Origin of the sequence: Marinovum algicola (genome assembly GCF_900109145.1) — a bacterium.
GTDB classification, from domain to species: Bacteria; Pseudomonadota; Alphaproteobacteria; order Rhodobacterales; family Rhodobacteraceae; genus Marinovum; species Marinovum algicola.
Window position 1 is genome coordinate 130,128 of record NZ_FNYY01000011.1, and the last position, 15,969, is coordinate 146,096.

Sequence of the window (15,969 nt, forward strand, 5' to 3'; positions counted from 1 at the left end):
CTGCTCTTTCGGGGCCACTTCCGCACCGCGAACAGAAAGGCTGAACGGGGCCTGAGCAAAGGAAAGCAAACAGGAGGATAACGAATGTCCAGCATACCATCCGCAGAGGGCTTTGACAGCACACTCACCCTGCTGCGAAATCCGTATGGATTCATCTCTCAGACCTGCCGCGCGCTCGACACAGATCTGTTTGAAACCCGCATCCTCCTTCAAAAGACGATCTGCATGACCGGGTCGGCGGCTGCGGAAGTATTCTATTCCGACGATAAGCTGATCCGCGCGGGCTCGATGCCAGGCCGCATACAGAAGACCCTGTTGGGTGAAGGCGGCATTCAGGGATTGGACGGCGCTGCCCACCAGCACCGCAAGAAGATGTTCATGTCGCTGATGGGGACCGAGCATATAGCCGCGCTTCAGGGAATGTCGCTTCACATGCTAGACAATTATGCACCGGATTGGGAGGCGAGGAACGAAGTCGTTTTCTACGACAAAGTGCGCGAAATGCTCACGAGAGCCGTTTGCGCCTGGTGTGGGGTTCCGCTTCCCGAGGCGGAGGTGGCGACCCGAACGGCGCAACTTACAGCGCTTTTTGAGGACGCCGGGGCCATCGGCCCGAAACATTGGGCTGCACGTCTGGCGCGCCACCGCCTGGAAAAATGGGCAGCGGGGATGATTCAACAGGTCCGCGATGGCGAGCTTCAGCCGACGCAGGAAAGCGCCCTTCATGTCATCGCGACGTGGCGTGATCTTGACGGCGCGATACTGCCCCCGAAAGTCGCCGCCGTGGAGTTGTTGAACGTCTTGCGCCCGACCGTGGCGGTGTCCGTTTTCATTGTTCAGACGGCCCACGCCTTGCACCGGTATCCGGAATGGCAGGAGAAACTGCGGAACGACGAAGGACTGCTCGAACCCTTCGTGCAGGAGGTTCGCCGCCTCTATCCGTTCTTCCCTGCGGTGGCGGCACGGGTAGTAAGCGCTTTCGAGTGGCAAGGGTATCGCTTTCCGGAAGGTTGCAGGGTCTTGCTCGACCTCTATGGCACGAACACCGATCCGCGTTCATGGGATGCGCCGCTTGAGTTCCGCCCCGAACGGTTTCGGAGCCGCGCCGAAAACCAATATGACTTCGTTCCACAGGGCGGCGGCGACCACTACACGAACCACCGCTGTCCGGGCGAGTGGATCGCGATCAGCCAGATGAAGGCGTTTTGCAGATATCTTGTGAACGACGTCAAATACGATGTGCAGGATCAGGATTTGGAGCTGGGCACGGGAGAGCTGCCACCCCTACCCGAGAACCGGTTCATCATGCGCAACGTCAGGCGTCGGCGGTAGCTTCGGCCTCGTCCGGATCGACCGACCGCGCATCCTTCGTGGCCTCGAACGCCTCCCACGCGACGTAGGGCACGATCAGAAGCGCCGCGACCGGATCGGCCCACCACCAGCCCATCCATTGTGTCAGACCAATTCCTGCCAACACCACAACGGTCTGGTATTCGCAGATCATGGTATCCTTGGCATCGTATTTCAGGGCAGGTGAGTCGAGCCGCTTGCCGTAGCGATACTTGCCCCAGGCCAATAGCGGATTGACCACTAAAGAGACAAACAGGATCGCGATCCCCCACCAATTGAAGCCCGGTGCCTCCTGCGAGATGAAGGCGGACACCGCCTCGTAGAGGATCGCGGCGACGACGATCCAGAAAGCACAGGCGACCACATAGAGCGCGACCTTCTTGCGATGCAGGACCGTGCGCTTGTCGCCACCGTCCTTCTCGGCCTTCAAGCGCCAGATCAGCGTCCCGGCTGAGGTGGCTTCGACCGTGCTGTCGAGACCCCAACTCACTAGTGCGGCGCTGCCGGTCAGAAGTCCAACGGTGACGGATACGACGACCTCGATCAGATTGTAGACAAGGCTGGCGATCTCGACGCGGATGCCGCGTGTCAGATTGGTTTGTCTATCATTTTTCTGCTTGCTCATGATGCGGTAACCCCTGATATATTCTATAAGTTCCCGCCGAGAGTTGGTTACCTTGTCATCAGTATCTCGCCATTTGGAAGCCGACATTGTTCTCCTTCTAAGCTGCCTCAATAAAGGCGAGCTTGCCCCTCATACATGAAAACAAAGGGTTTCGGACCTTTCGCGTAGCCGGTGTCGAGCCGCTCCATGCGGAAGCCGTTCTGTTCGACCAGAGTGTCTGTCTGGCGGTCAAGGTGACAGTTTCCGGCACAACGTTTCCAGGCAGGCGTGAGCCAGCGCTGCCAACGCTGGACGCTGGGTTCCGGCGCTGTTCCATGCTCGACGAAGCGGAAGACGCCGTCAGGTTTGAGAACGCGCTGGATCTCGGCCAGCACCTTCTCCGGTTCCGACACGCTGCAGAGCGTCCAGGTAGCAATCACGCAGTCAACGCTGCGATCTTCCAGCGGCAATGCTTCGGCCACGCCCTCGATCATCTCCGTTGTCGGTGTCAAGCCCTGAGAAGCCTCCGCGGCCTGATTAAGGAGTTCTGGTGAAGGGTCCACACCGACGATCTGATCCACGGCGTCGGGGTAGAGCGCGAGGTTCAGGCCCGAGCCGATCCCGATCTCCAGCACGCGCCCCTTCGCACCTGAGACTGCGCGCCTTCGGTAGGGAAGAAGCTGTTCCTGACCCATGGTGAGATGCGTGAGGCCCGGAAGGATGTGTTTTTCGTAGAACCGCATGAGCTGTTATCCTATTCGCCCAAGAACCGGAAACGCATCGAGCATCCAGTACGACAACGCGCTCAACTGTCCCGTCATCATCGCCACGCCCATGAGGATCATGACGACGCCCGCAATCTGGTGAAGGCGACGGCCGACCCGGCCGATGGCGCGGAGCCGGCCCGCGATCTGATCGGTGAAACCGGCAACGATCAGAAATGGTATCCCGAGGCCAGCGGAATAGACGGCAAGGAGCATGACGCCTTCGCCCATCGTGGCGCTCGCCGCACTGGCCGTCAGGATTGCGCCGAGGATCGGGCCGATACACGGCGTCCAACCGAAACCGAAGGCAAGCCCAAGGACGTAGGACGCAGCGGGTTGGCCCCCGGGGATGTTGAGATTGAATCGGAAGTCGCGTTCCATGACCGAAACACGCGCGGCTCCTATCGTGAAGAGCCCGAAGACAATGATGATGCCGCCCCCAACGAGGTTGAGTTCATACCGCCACCGAAGCAGGGCCTGACCCATTGCAGTCGCGGATGCGCCAAGTCCCATGAAGATGGTGGAGAAGCCGAGAACGAAGCAAAGGCTCAGCCAGACCGCACGCAACGGCGAAGCTGCAGCCGCCCCCCCTTCAGCGGCTGTGCGTCCGGCCACGTAGGAGACATAACCTGGCACAAGAGGCAGCACGCAGGGGGACAGAAACGATATCGTACCGGCCAGGAGGGCGGCGGTGAGGCCCAGAAGCGAGATATCTACCATGCTTCACGTTCACCCCTAAAAAGCTTGCGCAGGGGGACTTTGGCAGCGGCCCAGTACGCCAGGGTCGGGACGATGATCCATTGCAGCAGCGGCGTGAGACCGGCGTCGATGACGGGGACCACCGGCATGATGTCGCGATAGGCCCAGGCCGCCCGGATCACGATGTTCAGCCACTCGCTGAAGATCGTGTAAGAGACGCCCAGGACCACGGCCAGGAGCAGGACGCGCCCTGCGCGTTCCGACGGCCATGCATGCCCCCCAACGAGAAACAGGGCGAGCAAGAGCGTGCTCATGGCGATCAACAGGTCTCCCCCGGTGCAATGCACGACCGCGAATGCAATTTCACTCCAGGTGCCTTCAACCCAGATCGTGTAGAGCGGGATATGCGCCATTTCCCAGATCAGATGACCGACGGCGGTATAGACAATATATCGGCGGATGACGGACAGCCATCCGGTGTCGCTGCTCGTAAAGGTTTCTGTGCTCGCTGTCATGCTGGGGGTCCGTTCTTCGATTAATGCGCGTTTGTCAGGCCGTTGACGTACAGGATCATGTTGATGTGCCGGAAAGCGGAACCCGCAAAGATCCCGGCATGGCGGTTGCCGCGCGCGATAACATGCACAAGCGGAGCCTCGGGATGGTCAGCCGCAATCGCGCGATACTGATCGATCAGATTCTCTATTGGCTCTTGTGCGCGAGCAATGACCACGTTCTTGGCAATCGGTCCGGGAACCGGATCACTGGCGTCGGTCACCACAAGGAAGGTCACCATGTCCAGCATGGGAGATGAATTCACTCCGCCCCTCACCTTTTCAAGAAGTGCCTGTTGATCAGCACAAGGCTGTCCGCAGTCGGACGGTACAAAACTAAGAACGACGACCTGATCGGAGAGGCTTTCCAAGTCCAACGGTTCTCCGTCAGGGCCGAGCAGACCCAACGCAGGCAATTCGTTGAGGTCAACGGCGGTGAAAGCAGGTTCTTTCTGTGCCATCACCTCGTCAAGACGGTCGCCGGGATGATCTGCGTAGGCCGGGAGGCCCGCGACGAGGGCTATCAGCAGGAGTATGTTTTTCATGGCTGTTGCTCCTGCGGCCTCATCGCGCCCGGTCCGAGAACCGGAACGCTGATTTCCATTCGGGCACCCGATGCGAAGGTCAGGATCAACGGCAAATCGGTGCCTTCTTCGAGTTTTTCCGACAGGCCCATCAGCATCAGATGCATGCTGCCGGGCGCGAGGGTTACTGGTTCTCGGGAGGGCAGGTCCAAGCCGTCGACCTCAACCATTCGGCTAATGCCATCGTTGTCGGTCTCGACGGCGTGAATCGTTACGTTCCCAGCGATCGGCGTCGTGATTGCGACCAGTTGATCACTCTGATTGCTCGTGAGCGTGAGATAGGCCGCAGCCGGACGGGAGGCGAGGATGCTCGCGCGGGCCCAACCATCCGATATCGTCACATCGGCCGATGCGAAGAACGGCCAGAGTGTTAACACGGTTGCAAGTGCGGTGATCTTCATTTGGTAAGTTCCTTCACTCATAGCTTTTTGCGGATTTCCTGCGCCAGCGCCTCCGGCGGTTGGCCGCCTTCCTGATAGACCGCCTCAAATTCGCCACTGGGCTGCATGAGGTAGATGTGTCCGGCATGCGCCATGAAATAACCGTCCGGCGCGCTATCGTCCTCGGTCCGCTCGTACCATGTGCGGAAATTCCTGGAGGCCTCGGCAACCTGCGCTTCAGTCCCGGTCAGGCCGATCAGGCTCGGATGAAAGACTGATACATATTCAGCCATTACCGGCACTGTGTCGCGTTCCGGATCGACCGTGATGAAGATCGGCGCCACCTGGTCCGCATCTTCGCCGAGCAGATCCACGACGCTGGCCATGTAGGCCAGAGTGGTGGGGCAGATGTCAGGACAATTCGTAAATCCGAAGAATACAAGTTGCCAGCGATAGGTGTAATCGGCTTGGGTCACCTCTTGTCCGGTATGATCCGTGAGTGAAAATTCGGATCGAATATCCGCCTCGCCCGAATAGCGGACGGTCTTCGATCCGTTGCCGAGATACATGTCCAAGGCCCAAGATATCGCCACCCCGGCGATGACCAAAATTACAGTGCCCCACAATATGGTTCTCAAGAGCCGCGCCTTGGGAGAGGTTTCACTGGGTTCAATCGACATCTTCGGCCTCCGAAATCAAAGCCTGAAGATCGGCCTTCTCCAACAATCCAGGAACGAGCGTCTCGCCGATCAGAAACGTCGGCGTGCCGGATATCCCGAGCTGCCCCGCAAGGTTTCGAGACGTTTCGATATGGGCGTCGATTTCGGGCGCGGCCATGTCCACCTGCAACTGGTCGTAATCCAGACCCGCCTGTTCAGCAGCCCGCCTTATGAAGACGGTATTGGCGCGAGGCTGCGCCATCAGAGCCTCGTGAAACGCTTCAAACTTGTTCTGTTTTATTGCCGCCAGCGACGCCCGAGCCGCCAGTTTGGAGTCTAGCCCGAGAATGGGCCACTCCCTCATGATGATGCGCAAATCCGGGTTCTCCTCGATCAATTCGAAAAGGACCGGGGCCGCGCGTCGGCAATAGGGGCAGTTGTAGTCAAAGAATTCGACAAGCACGATGTCGCCATCAGGATTGCCCATCACGCCGGTGTTCGCGTCCGTCCGCGGCAGTTCACCAACGCGCTGGATCGCAGCACGTTGTTGGGCCTGAGCTGCCGCGCCAGCCTCTTCCTGAAAGGCCAGGAGCGTATCCACCAGAACTTCCGGGTTCTCGCGGATGGTTTGCAGGATCAAGGCTTTGATGGCCTCTTGCTCAACCTGCTCGAGCGGCGTCGATTGCTGGGCTAGCGAAGTCGCGGGCGCAGAAATCAGCGCCCAAAGCAAAACTGCAAGCATGTGAAGGGTAGTTTTGAATGTCATCTCGATTTTCCGCGCCTTATCGCCGGGGGCATCAGCCTCCGGCGATAACTGTTCAGCCCTTGTCGGTCGAAGTGGCGGCTCCATTCTCGGAGTTGTTCATTGCCTCCATCATCTCTGTGCAGGCCTCCATCATCGGGCCCATTTTCTGCATCATCTTCATCATGGGCATCATGCCGTCCATGTCGGCGTTCATTATGTTGCCGGCCATGCCGCTCTCACCGTCCATCATCTGGCCGGACAAACCGGTGTTGTCCTGGGCAACCACGCCGGTGGCCAAAAGTGTGGACACGGCAGTCGCCATGCTCAGGTTCTTGAAAAGTGTCATCAGTTTCTCCTTCAGGTTTTCTAGAGCTTTTCGGGTTCAGTCCCTCGACAAGCTCGGCTCTGCGGCCGAGTTACTTTTTCGCATGAGTTGGATTTGCACATCACGCAGACGCCAAGCCCGCACATCACGGCGCAGGGTGCCACGGCCAGGATCAGCGGCGCGGCTCCGATGGCCGTCACCCAGCCCCAATTCAAGTAAAGCCCGGCGCCAATGATCGCCATTGACGCAAGAATCAGACTTCGCCGTCCCAATTGCGGCCGCCACGGACGTGCCTCCGGCGTTTCGGTGTAAGGTGATGTTTCGGACATTGGCTATTCACTCCTTTCGTTGATGATGGTCTGGATCTGGGCCATGACTTCATGGCTGTCCCATTCGGCCGGCCCCACAAGTCGTCCGCGCTCGAAACCGTCGCGGTCGATCAGGATCGTGGTGGGAAGGCCCAGAGCGCCGAAGGCAAGCATCGCTCGTGTGCTGTCGGCGAGATACATGTCGAGATGGCGGATGCCGATTTCTTCGTAGAAGCTTCGAACGACCCTCATACCGGCGCGGTCGATTGACAGTGGCAGGACATGAAAATCGTCACCGCCCAGCTTTTCCTGCAAAGCGTCGAGCGTTGGCATTTCTTCACGGCAGGGAACACACCAGGTCGCCCAGATGTTCAGTAGGACCACTCTGCCCCGGAAATCCGCCAACGTCAGATCGCGCCCCGCCCCGTCCACGAAGGGCGGCGACAACATCTCTCGCGGCTTTTCGTGAAGCGGCATCAATGGTCTGGCTTGAACCGGCCCCGCGACGCCGATCGCTGCCATGCCAGCCAACAATTCGCGTCGTTTCATGATCCCGCTCCTTCCTGAAGGCGCCGCACAACGGGAAGGATGTCTTCCTCCAGGGAGCGGCGGTTGAAGGGGCCGATATGCTTGTAAGCAATCCGCCCCTCGGCATCGATCACGAAGGTCTCCGGCAAGCCGTAGACGCCCCAGTCTATGGACACGCGCCCGTTCCGGTCCGCACCGATCCGGGTATAGGGGTCACCAAGCTCGGAGAGAAAGCCCAAGGCTTCCTCGGGGCGGTCCTTGTAGTTAATGCCGAAAATCGCAACTTCGTCCCGCGCGGCGAGCTCGTTCAGCAAGGGCATCTCGACCCGGCACGGCACGCACCAGGACGCCCATACGTTGACGATGGACACCTGCCCTTTCAGGTCGGCGGTCGACAGGCCATCGGCTCGTCCTTCTATCGGCGGCAAGTCGAACTCGGGGACTGCCTTGCCGATAAGGGTCGATGGCAGACGATCATCGTTGTTGAAGAGGCCCCAATAGAAGGCTCCGCCGACAAGGGCGAAGATCGCGACCGGCACCAGAGCCAAAATCCGACCTTTCCGGCGGCGTGGTTCTTCGGTCGCACTCATGGGGCACCCCTGTCGTTTGCGGTGACTTCCGCCTGGAATTGGCGCTGACGGTCCGGCCAGGTGCTCTTGATGTAGGAAAGCACATCGGCAATCTCATCGTCGGTCAGGATGCCCTCGAACGCCGGCATGTCGCTTTCGTAGGAGGGCACGACGGCGCCGACGCCACCCTTGGTGACGACGAACAGGTTCCGGTCCGAGTGGTGCCAGGTATGGCCGGTTTCGTCATGTGGCGGCGCGGGCATGCGCCCGTTGTCCAGACGCCGCCGCCAGTCCGGCTGGCCTTCGAGGTTTGCACCGTGACAGGATGCGCAATTCTCCGCATAGAGCGTCTGCCCTGCTTCGATATCCGCAGCGGTCACGGGCTCCCCTAGGAAGGTCAGCCCTTCCACCAAATCCTCGTCGCTTTCCGACTGCGCGAGGACGGCAAAACCGATCGCAGATAGTGCGACGATGGCGGCACCGATTGTTGCGGTCCGTCTCATGTCGAACTCCTGAGGTATTTCACGAGTGCGACGACGCTGAGCAGCAGAACCACGGCGACGAGCAGGAGCAATAGCCCTCCGCCGAACATCATCACCCCCATCATCGGGCCCGTCATCATGTCCATGCAGTTACTCATCGGAGTAAACGGCGATCCCGCCCTCGCCGAACGCATAGGTCTTGAGCGTACCGGTCTTTACTCGTGCCATGCCTGGCGCGTTCGAAGGCATGCCCGGCAAAGTAATGCCGGTGATGTCGGGCTTCTCCGTGACCAGCCTTTCCAGGATCTCCGAGGGTACCAATCCACTGACATAATAGCCTTCGATCTCGGCCAGATGACAGCCGAGCCCCTGCTCGGGAACGCCGACTTCGATTGAGCGCTTATCAAAATCCCGATCGTCGATGCGTGTCACCTGATAGCCGTTCTCTTCCAGATAATCGGCGTAGGTGTCGCAGCAACCGCAGCCCGGATCGCGCCAGATCGTGATCTGCTTCGTTCCGTCTGACACATCGGTACTTGCGTGACCGGTCGCATCATCGGTGCTTTGTGCCGAAGTCAGCGTCGTGAAAGTGAAGGTTCCGCCGACGCCAAGTGCAGCAAGCGAAGCCAGGAAAATTCTTCTGTTCATCGGGTTCTCCATCATGCGATCGCGAGCGCGATCCAGGTTGCGCCGCCATCGCGGCTGAGTTTCAGAGCGCCGTCGAGTATGGCGGCCACGTGATTTTCGTCCCTTGGGTGAAGCGCGATGGCCCTCCCCTGCCCTTCTGCCTTGTGCGTCCAGACCACGCCGCCGTCCTGCGACGCCCAGACCCCCGACGGCAGTGCCGCGTAAAGCTTAGACGGTGCCGTAAGGGCGCTGGCCAGCGACAGGACCGGCTCGTCCGTCGGCAGTGATGCCTCGGCAGGCGGTGCGTCGCCCGCCGCCAGAGCGTCCATCGCATCTCCGGGCTGGACATCCTGCCAGCGGCAGAAACAGTCCGGCACGCGGGTCAGGCCTTTCTCGGTTCCTGCATAGATCCATATGCCGCCCATCCCGGTTTCGAGATCGACCGACGCCAGCGTCAGAGGGTCACGCTCGGCCGCGTCAAGCCAGGGCCGGTCCATCGCCAGGGCCCAGGTTGCGCCTGCATCCTCGCTCTTCCAAAGGCCGTCGCCGCGGATCGCCGCATAGATCATGTCGGGGTTTCCGGCGGCCACAGCCAGCGCGGTGACCTCGCCGGAGGCAAGCCCGTCGCTTCGGGTAGTCCATGTCGCTCCGCCGTCGCCGGACATGGCCACCCTCCCCCGCGCCAGTCCGGCAAGAATGCGTCCGGGGCGCGCAGGATGCGTGGCGAGCGAGGCGACCGGAGCGGGTGTTGGCCTCTCTTCCCAGTTGCGACCGCCGTCAGGGCTGATCATCAGTGTCGCGTCGGCGGCCAGCAGCGTGTCGCCGTCGAAAGCGAGCGTTCGGATATCGGCCGCCCCGTCGCCCGCGCGTACCGCGCCGGGCAGCACGAGCCCTGCGGCTGCACCCATACCCAGTGCCAGGAAGTGGCGTCTGTCCGGCTCAAAATTCAAGGTACTGTTTGTCATATCTTGTCCTCCTCCGGAGCTCATGCGACGCGGATCACGCCCATCATTCCCGCAGCCTGGTGTTCGAGAATGTGGCAGTGGAACATCCAGTCGCCGAGGTTGTCGGCGACGAAGGCGATCTCGACCCGTTCGCGGGGCGCCATGAGCACCGTGTCCCGCCATTCCCGATGCGGCGTCGGCGCACCGTTTCGGCTGATTACGCGGAATGAGTGGCCGTGCAGATGAATCGGGTGATCAAAAGCGGTCGCGTTGGTCATTTCCAGAATGTGACTTGCGTCGCGTTTAAGCGTCAGGAACGGGTCGAGCACATGCCCCTCGGCGGCTTTTCCGTTGACGAACCAGATGCCGCGTCCGTCATGCATCATGCCCATCATTCCGCCGCCCATCATGCCGCCACGCGGCTCGAGGCCCATTTCGCGTTCCACCATCATGCCCATCATGCCGCCGGTGAATGTCACCTCATGACGCTGCGCGGATCTCAGGTTAGGTTCCGGAATTGGGTTGGTGGGCAATGCGATCGGCCAGTCGGGTGTGACCTCACGCAGGGCGGTGTCGGCATAGGAGAATTCGAGGACCCGAAAATCGTTCCCGCGGTACGCACGGTCTACAAGCTGGGCTCTTTCGCCTGGCTTGCCGGAGCAATCCAGGATCACATCGACGCGCATTGCAGGCCCAAGTACGACAACACCGTCCCGCGGCTCATGCGGCGTGACGGGTTGCCCGTCGAGCGCGATGATGCGCGGTGCATGGTCCCCGAAATCGAGAGCGAAGATCCGGGCATTCGCCGCGTTGATCAGGCGGAGGCGGATCCGTTCCCCCGATGCCACCTCGAATGTTTCCGGCACACGACCGTTGATCGTCACAGTGTTCCCGAGGCGGCCAGCGTGGCTCACGTCATGGGCATTGCCGAAATCATCCGAAATCGATGCGTCCTCGGCCAGACGCCAGTCGTCCAGGACCCAAGTAACATCGCGGTCGACCCGAGGTGGATTGGCCTCATCGATGATAAGCGGGCCGTAGAGACCGCGCCCGACCTGCTCGAAGCTGCGCTGATGTGGGTGATACCAGAAGGTGCCGGCATCGAGTGCATCGAATTCGTAGACGAACCTGTCGCCCGGGGCGATCGGTCCCTGTGTCAAGTGCGGCACCCCGTCCATTGCGTTGGGAAGCCGGATGCCATGCCAATGCACAGTGGTTTCCTCCGCAAGGTCATTCATAACCTCGACCTGAAGGCGATCACCTTGTCGAATGCGGATCTCCGGGCCCGGGACCTTACCGTTGTAGCACCAGGCCGCGGTGTCGGAATGTGGCTCGGGAACAATCCTTGTTCTTCCCTGTGCGGCCCGGAGCGAGAATTTCCGGGTGGCGGCTTCTGCCATCCTCGGAAAAGGCAGGGTGGTGGACATCACACCCGCGAGCGACGACGCAACAAAGGCGCGGCGCGTGAAGGTAGGTTTGTATTTGAAAGACATCGGACTGGGCCTCTCTGATCATTAAGTCCTCCGCTGGAGCCAAAGCGGCAACTGCGGTTGGAAATACCCGCAGCGCGAAGCAGCATGGCTCCGGCGTCACGGCATGACACTGCGGCTGCGAAGCCGCGGCGCGTGTCAGTTCAGAGAAGGAATCTTGGAGGCTGTTTGGCAGGTGGGCTGATCAGACCGCGAAAATCCCGCGCGATCGGCAGTCCATGGGCGCTCGAAACTGCAATTAGACCAAATTCCGCCGAGGCTCCCACCAGCGCGACGGCGGTCGCCGAGTTGCACACGAAATCGCAAGCGATGCCTGAGGGTCCCGCCGAACCATCGCACGCCTCACAGTCGGCACCTGGCATTTCAGCTCCGGCTGCGATCATTTCAGATGCCATTCTGGCCGAACCGGCCGCATGCACAACCGAGCTTGCCGCGAAGGCGGCAAGGACGGCTATCATGATGAGGCGGGCGACAAAGTGCATGCGGCTAATTTACCAGTGTTCAGAGGGTTGTTCCAGCGGGATGTTTTCGCGTCCCCGCGAGGTCGGAAGGCGTCAGATCATCCATTATCGGGCAGTCGGGACGATCATCGCCATGACACCGAACAACGAGATCACGAAGCGTCGCGCTAAGCGCCTGCAACTCCTCGATTTTTTGATCCACCCGCGCGAGGTGACTTTGGGCGATCGCCTTGACGTCGGCGCTGGACCGCTCGCGGTCCTCGTACAATGACAACAGCGTGCGACATTCCTCGATGCCGAAACCCAACGACCGCGCCCGGCCGAGAAACGCCAGCTTGTGCAGATCCTGAACAGCAAAATCGCGGTACCCGTTTTCACGCCGCGACGGTTGCACGAGTCCGATATCCTCGTAATACCGGATTGTTTTTGCGGGCAAACCGCTCTGTTCCGAAACATTTCCAATGTTCATAGCTGGCAACCCTCTCCTTGAAACACCAGATAGTCCTTCCACCTACTGGAAGGTCAAGGACGCTTGGCAATCTTTTTGTGACGCCCCTTCAAAAAATGAACCTGTCCCAACTCCCATAGTGTTCCTCGCTGCGCTTCCCACGCGACAGGCTGAGCGCGATGAGAGCGATCCCGGCGAGGATACCGACAAGGCTGCCTGCCACCGTGCCTCCGCCCAGGAACCAAGGCGCGACAATGAGCCAGAGGCCGAAGAGGATGTTAAGGAACCGCAACGGGCGCGCGACCTCGGCCCAGGCGATGACCGCAGTGGTCAGGACCAGTGCGCCCAGCAGGTGATCGCTGTTCGCCATGGCCGCTTCATTGCCAAAGATCGCGCGCGACAACATCAGGAAGACCCCGATCGCAGCACTCAGCCCGAGTGTCCATGGTACGGTGACGCCGCGTGCGCTTTGTCGAAAGATCTGCATCGGTCGCGCGTCGAAGCTCATTTCGCCCCCCGTTGTGCCACCGGGCAGAGCATCGCCCCTGAAGAACGCGCGCCAGAACGGTCTGCCCCGGCGCGTATTCCAGACCATGAACTGCACCATCGCGACGATTTCATCGAGCGAGAACGGGATCATGATCAGCATGGCCAGCGCCGCCATCAGGCAGATCGTGCAATAGGTGCCGATGGCAATCGGCTGAATGATGATGAAATAGATGCTGATCACGCCAAGCGGCCCGACAACGATGCCGAAAAGTGCGACCATCCAGGGCATCGTGCGCCAGCGCAGGCGGCTGCCCATCACGCCCATCATGATCTCAAACATATAACTCATTGCGCCAAGGCCGCCGTCGGCAATGGGCCAGGCTTTCGAGACATCGGAGGTGATGATGTATTCGGTGCCATTCAGCGCGACCGGCGATGAAAAGAACGGCTCCCACACGCCGTCTACATGGCCGAGCTGGTAGGCCGACAGGATGCGCGACAGGATGAAGCCCACGACACCGAGCGCGATGATCGGCAGGCGCTGGACATAGGTGGAGGGGCAGTAGGTCCAGCCGGGCGGGATATCGGTATCGTCCATCATCCCCTCGCGCGACATGCCCGGCATCATCGGGATCAGGATTGTCAGCGCGACCACCAGCGCGCCGATCAGCGTGTCGTTGGCATAGACGGCCGCGTCCGGCGTCCAGAACACCAGCGGCGCGGCCAGCAGCCAGACGCCGAGCGCGGCATTCACCCATTGCGCCCAGCCGTTACCATGGCGCAGCGACAGGGCGGCAAAGACCATGATGGCAAGTCCGGTGAAGACATTGTTCCACGCGGTCAGCCAACTGCGTGTAGCGGCGGACCACAGCCCGCGATCCTCCGTCACGCGCTGGACCGCCGCGCTGAATTCGGTCTGATCGAAGGTGCCGAAAACCGATGGCGCGGTGGCCAACCACAGGCCGAGCGCCATGACCAGCCAATGCACCCAGAGCATAGAAAAATGCATCTGCCGCATGTGTTGATCATGCTCGCGCCGATCCGCGTTCGCCTCGGCCTCCGTCGGTGCATGCTCTGCAGCCTCTTCCGCCACGGCGTTTTCGACCTTGGCCGCCGAGACCCGTGCGGCGTTCAGCCCGTTCGCTTCGTACCATTCGTAGGGATCGTCCTTCAGGCGCTGAAGGATGCCCGGCATGTCGTCGCGCAGACTGTGTTCAGGCGTCCAGTCCAAGTGCTTTTTCGCCGCCGAAAGGTCTAGCTCGTAGTGATCGCTGGAAATATCGACCATCCATGCCCTGATGAAGGCATCCTCCCCAAATACCTTGTTTTCCGTCCAGGCGCCGAGCTTGGCCAGTTGGGACGGCACGTTCCAGGTGATCCAGTCCTCGCCATGCAGCTCGCGCCCGATCAGGCGCTGCAACTCGCCGAAGGGTATCGGGTCGGCCTCGCCCAGTAGCACCGGAAAAACGTCCGGCAGCTTGACGCGCCGATCAACGATACGTTCCACCGCGTCTAGAAAATCGTCGAGATGCAGGAACGCCTGCCCGCGCGACAGATCGCCAGGATAAACCTTGCCGCTGAATCGTCGTTCGTGAATGCGGGCGATCTGGTGGGTCAGAAAAGTCGACTGCCCGTTGTCATCGTAGATACCGGCGGGGCGCATCAGCACGAGTTTCTCGTCGCCCCTTACCTCGCGCAGTACCTTCTCCGTGCGCACCTTCGATGCGCGGTAAGGAAACCTAGGATCGAGAGGATGATCCTCGTCTATCGGCTCCCCCGGCTCGGTCGGCGCATGGGCAAGCATGGTGGAAGCGAAGACGAACTGTTCAAGCTCAAACCCCTGAAGACCCTTCAGCAGCCGTTTCGAGCCTTCGACTGTAACGGCATCATACGCCGGATCATCCTCGCCGCTGAGATCGAAATAGCCCGCAAGGTGAATGCAGGCGGAAATCCTGTCGCCGTAAGCCAGCCGCACACGATCAAGCGCGGTATCGACACTTGCCTGATCGGTGATGTCGAAACAGACGCACTCGGCCTGATGCGGCGGATGGGGCGGCGAATACCGGTCAAGTCCGACGACGCGGTAGGACCCGTGCAGCCGTCGCACCACCGCGGCCCCGAGATACCCGCTCGACCCGGTAACTATAACGACCGGCTTGCTTTCATCTGCCATGGCGACGCTCCGGCCTTCCGCTACGTACGCAGGTATTTCACCAGCGCAATAACTGCGAGAATCAGCACCACGATGACAAGGAGCCAGACAAGTCCCATTCCAATCATCATACCGCCGCCCATCATTCCACCATCCATCATGATCTTCTTCCTTCTCTCAATTGCTAAGCGTTCAACTAAGTCATCCGCATTTGGTTTCAATTTCCAGCGCTGGAAGGTTGGAGGCCGCGGTTGCGATTGAAAGTAAGCCTCCGGCGGCGGCCGTCTGATCGCGGCTACGATCCGATGATAAGTCCGACGTTATGTCCGACTTCAATAACCACCCGCAGATCGAAGTTCTTGCCGTCACTGACGGTGCCCGCCGCCGGCACTGGTCGGACGAGGACAAGCTCCGGATTGTCGAGGAGAGCTTTGTCGGCCATCGGCAATGTGCTGCCACGGCACGGCGGCATGGCGTTTGCCGCTCGCTTCTGACGATCTGGCGCCGTCAATACCGGAACGGCGAACTTGGCGTATCCCATTCTACAGCCTTTTCGCCGGTCAGCGTGACGCATGACCGCCCAGTCTCGCGGCCGGGTCCGGTTGATCCCTCTGAGCCTGTGCGAGATGCCCAAGTCGAAATTGCGCTACCAAATGGCCGTCGGCTTGTCGTGCCGGCCGCGCTGGACCCAGAGGCGTTGGTCCGGCTTATCCAGCTGGTGGAGCGCGCATGATCGCGTTTCCGGCGGGCGTGAAGGTCTGGATTGCGGGCGGTGTGACGGACATGCGGCGCGGCATGAACACCTTGGCG

Annotated in this window: 20 protein-coding genes; 2 read left to right on the forward strand and 18 right to left on the reverse strand. The window is 60.6% G+C overall.

Annotated elements, in window-relative coordinates; all coding sequences use genetic code 11:
- Positions 1-84: 84 nt before the first annotated feature.
- The gene (locus tag BMW90_RS15750; protein ID WP_074837409.1) at positions 85-1,332 is read left to right on the forward strand and encodes a cytochrome P450; all 1,248 of its coding nucleotides are present in this window, start codon (positions 85-87) and stop codon (positions 1,330-1,332) included.
- On the opposite strand, the gene BMW90_RS15755 is transcribed toward BMW90_RS15750, so the two are convergent.
- From BMW90_RS15755 to BMW90_RS15845, 18 genes are all read right to left on the reverse strand, one after another.
- Positions 1,316-1,975, reverse strand: coding sequence for a cation diffusion facilitator family transporter (locus BMW90_RS15755; protein WP_170850561.1), 660 nt, complete (start codon positions 1,973-1,975; stop codon positions 1,316-1,318). The two genes, BMW90_RS15750 and BMW90_RS15755, sit on opposite strands and share 17 nt — an antisense overlap.
- Positions 1,976-2,082: 107 nt before the next feature.
- A complete protein-coding gene (locus BMW90_RS15760; RefSeq protein ID WP_074837410.1) occupies positions 2,083-2,697 on the reverse strand; it encodes a class I SAM-dependent methyltransferase in 615 nt (204 codons plus the stop codon).
- 6 nt (positions 2,698-2,703) lie between these two features.
- On the reverse strand, positions 2,704-3,438 hold the full coding sequence (locus BMW90_RS15765) for a cytochrome c biogenesis CcdA family protein (RefSeq protein WP_074837411.1): 735 nt from the start codon (positions 3,436-3,438) through the stop codon (positions 2,704-2,706).
- Positions 3,432-3,932: a hypothetical protein gene (locus BMW90_RS15770; protein ID WP_074837412.1), complete on the reverse strand. Its 501-nt coding sequence runs from the start codon at positions 3,930-3,932 to the stop codon at positions 3,432-3,434. The genes BMW90_RS15765 and BMW90_RS15770 overlap by 7 nt, the downstream gene beginning before the upstream one ends.
- Positions 3,933-3,952: 20 nt before the next feature.
- On the reverse strand, positions 3,953-4,513 hold the full coding sequence (locus BMW90_RS15775) for a cytochrome-c oxidase (protein ID WP_074837413.1): 561 nt from the start codon (positions 4,511-4,513) through the stop codon (positions 3,953-3,955).
- Positions 4,510-4,953, reverse strand: coding sequence for a copper chaperone PCu(A)C (locus BMW90_RS15780; protein ID WP_074837414.1), 444 nt, complete (start codon positions 4,951-4,953; stop codon positions 4,510-4,512). Before BMW90_RS15780 ends, BMW90_RS15775 begins: the two co-directional genes overlap by 4 nt.
- A 17-nt stretch (positions 4,954-4,970) precedes the next feature.
- Positions 4,971-5,612 carry an SCO family protein gene (locus BMW90_RS15785; RefSeq protein WP_074837415.1) on the reverse strand — a complete coding sequence of 214 codons (642 nt, stop codon included), beginning with the start codon at positions 5,610-5,612 and terminating at the stop codon, positions 4,971-4,973.
- Complete coding sequence (locus BMW90_RS15790) at positions 5,602-6,357, reverse strand: DsbA family protein (RefSeq protein WP_074837416.1); 756 nt, start codon at positions 6,355-6,357, stop codon at positions 5,602-5,604. The genes BMW90_RS15785 and BMW90_RS15790 overlap by 11 nt, the downstream gene beginning before the upstream one ends.
- A gap of 52 nt (positions 6,358-6,409) precedes the next feature.
- Positions 6,410-6,682: a hypothetical protein gene (locus tag BMW90_RS15795; RefSeq protein WP_074837417.1), complete on the reverse strand. Its 273-nt coding sequence runs from the start codon at positions 6,680-6,682 to the stop codon at positions 6,410-6,412.
- A gap of 311 nt (positions 6,683-6,993) precedes the next feature.
- Positions 6,994-7,518, reverse strand: coding sequence for a TlpA family protein disulfide reductase (locus BMW90_RS15805; RefSeq protein ID WP_074837419.1), 525 nt, complete (start codon positions 7,516-7,518; stop codon positions 6,994-6,996).
- Positions 7,515-8,087, reverse strand: a complete 573-nt coding sequence (locus BMW90_RS15810) for a DsbE family thiol:disulfide interchange protein (RefSeq protein ID WP_048535528.1) — start codon at positions 8,085-8,087, stop codon at positions 7,515-7,517. Before BMW90_RS15810 ends, BMW90_RS15805 begins: the two co-directional genes overlap by 4 nt.
- Positions 8,084-8,569, reverse strand: coding sequence for a c-type cytochrome (locus BMW90_RS15815; protein ID WP_048535529.1), 486 nt, complete (start codon positions 8,567-8,569; stop codon positions 8,084-8,086). Before BMW90_RS15815 ends, BMW90_RS15810 begins: the two co-directional genes overlap by 4 nt.
- The gene (locus BMW90_RS27210; protein WP_275937325.1) at positions 8,566-8,694 is read right to left on the reverse strand and encodes a hypothetical protein; all 129 of its coding nucleotides are present in this window, start codon (positions 8,692-8,694) and stop codon (positions 8,566-8,568) included. The genes BMW90_RS15815 and BMW90_RS27210 overlap by 4 nt, the downstream gene beginning before the upstream one ends.
- A gap of 4 nt (positions 8,695-8,698) precedes the next feature.
- Positions 8,699-9,196: a DUF411 domain-containing protein gene (locus BMW90_RS15820; protein ID WP_139211410.1), complete on the reverse strand. Its 498-nt coding sequence runs from the start codon at positions 9,194-9,196 to the stop codon at positions 8,699-8,701.
- Positions 9,197-9,207: 11 nt separating this feature from the next.
- Positions 9,208-10,140 (reverse strand): WD40/YVTN/BNR-like repeat-containing protein, encoded by a 933-nt coding sequence (locus BMW90_RS15825; RefSeq protein WP_244526532.1) that lies wholly within the window; start codon positions 10,138-10,140, stop codon positions 9,208-9,210.
- 20 nt (positions 10,141-10,160) lie between these two features.
- Positions 10,161-11,612 carry a multicopper oxidase family protein gene (locus BMW90_RS15830; RefSeq protein WP_074837421.1) on the reverse strand — a complete coding sequence of 484 codons (1,452 nt, stop codon included), beginning with the start codon at positions 11,610-11,612 and terminating at the stop codon, positions 10,161-10,163.
- Positions 11,613-12,110: 498 nt separating this feature from the next.
- Positions 12,111-12,539 carry a Cu(I)-responsive transcriptional regulator gene (cueR, locus tag BMW90_RS15840; RefSeq protein ID WP_074837422.1) on the reverse strand — a complete coding sequence of 143 codons (429 nt, stop codon included), beginning with the start codon at positions 12,537-12,539 and terminating at the stop codon, positions 12,111-12,113.
- 88 nt (positions 12,540-12,627) lie between these two features.
- Complete coding sequence (locus BMW90_RS15845) at positions 12,628-15,180, reverse strand: NAD-dependent epimerase/dehydratase family protein (RefSeq protein ID WP_074837423.1); 2,553 nt, start codon at positions 15,178-15,180, stop codon at positions 12,628-12,630.
- Between the two features lie 301 nt (positions 15,181-15,481).
- On the opposite strand from BMW90_RS15845, the gene tnpA reads away from it, so the two are divergent.
- Complete coding sequence (gene tnpA / locus BMW90_RS15855) at positions 15,482-15,892, forward strand: IS66-like element accessory protein TnpA (RefSeq protein ID WP_074837424.1); 411 nt, start codon at positions 15,482-15,484, stop codon at positions 15,890-15,892.
- Positions 15,893-15,969 lie beyond the last annotated feature (77 nt).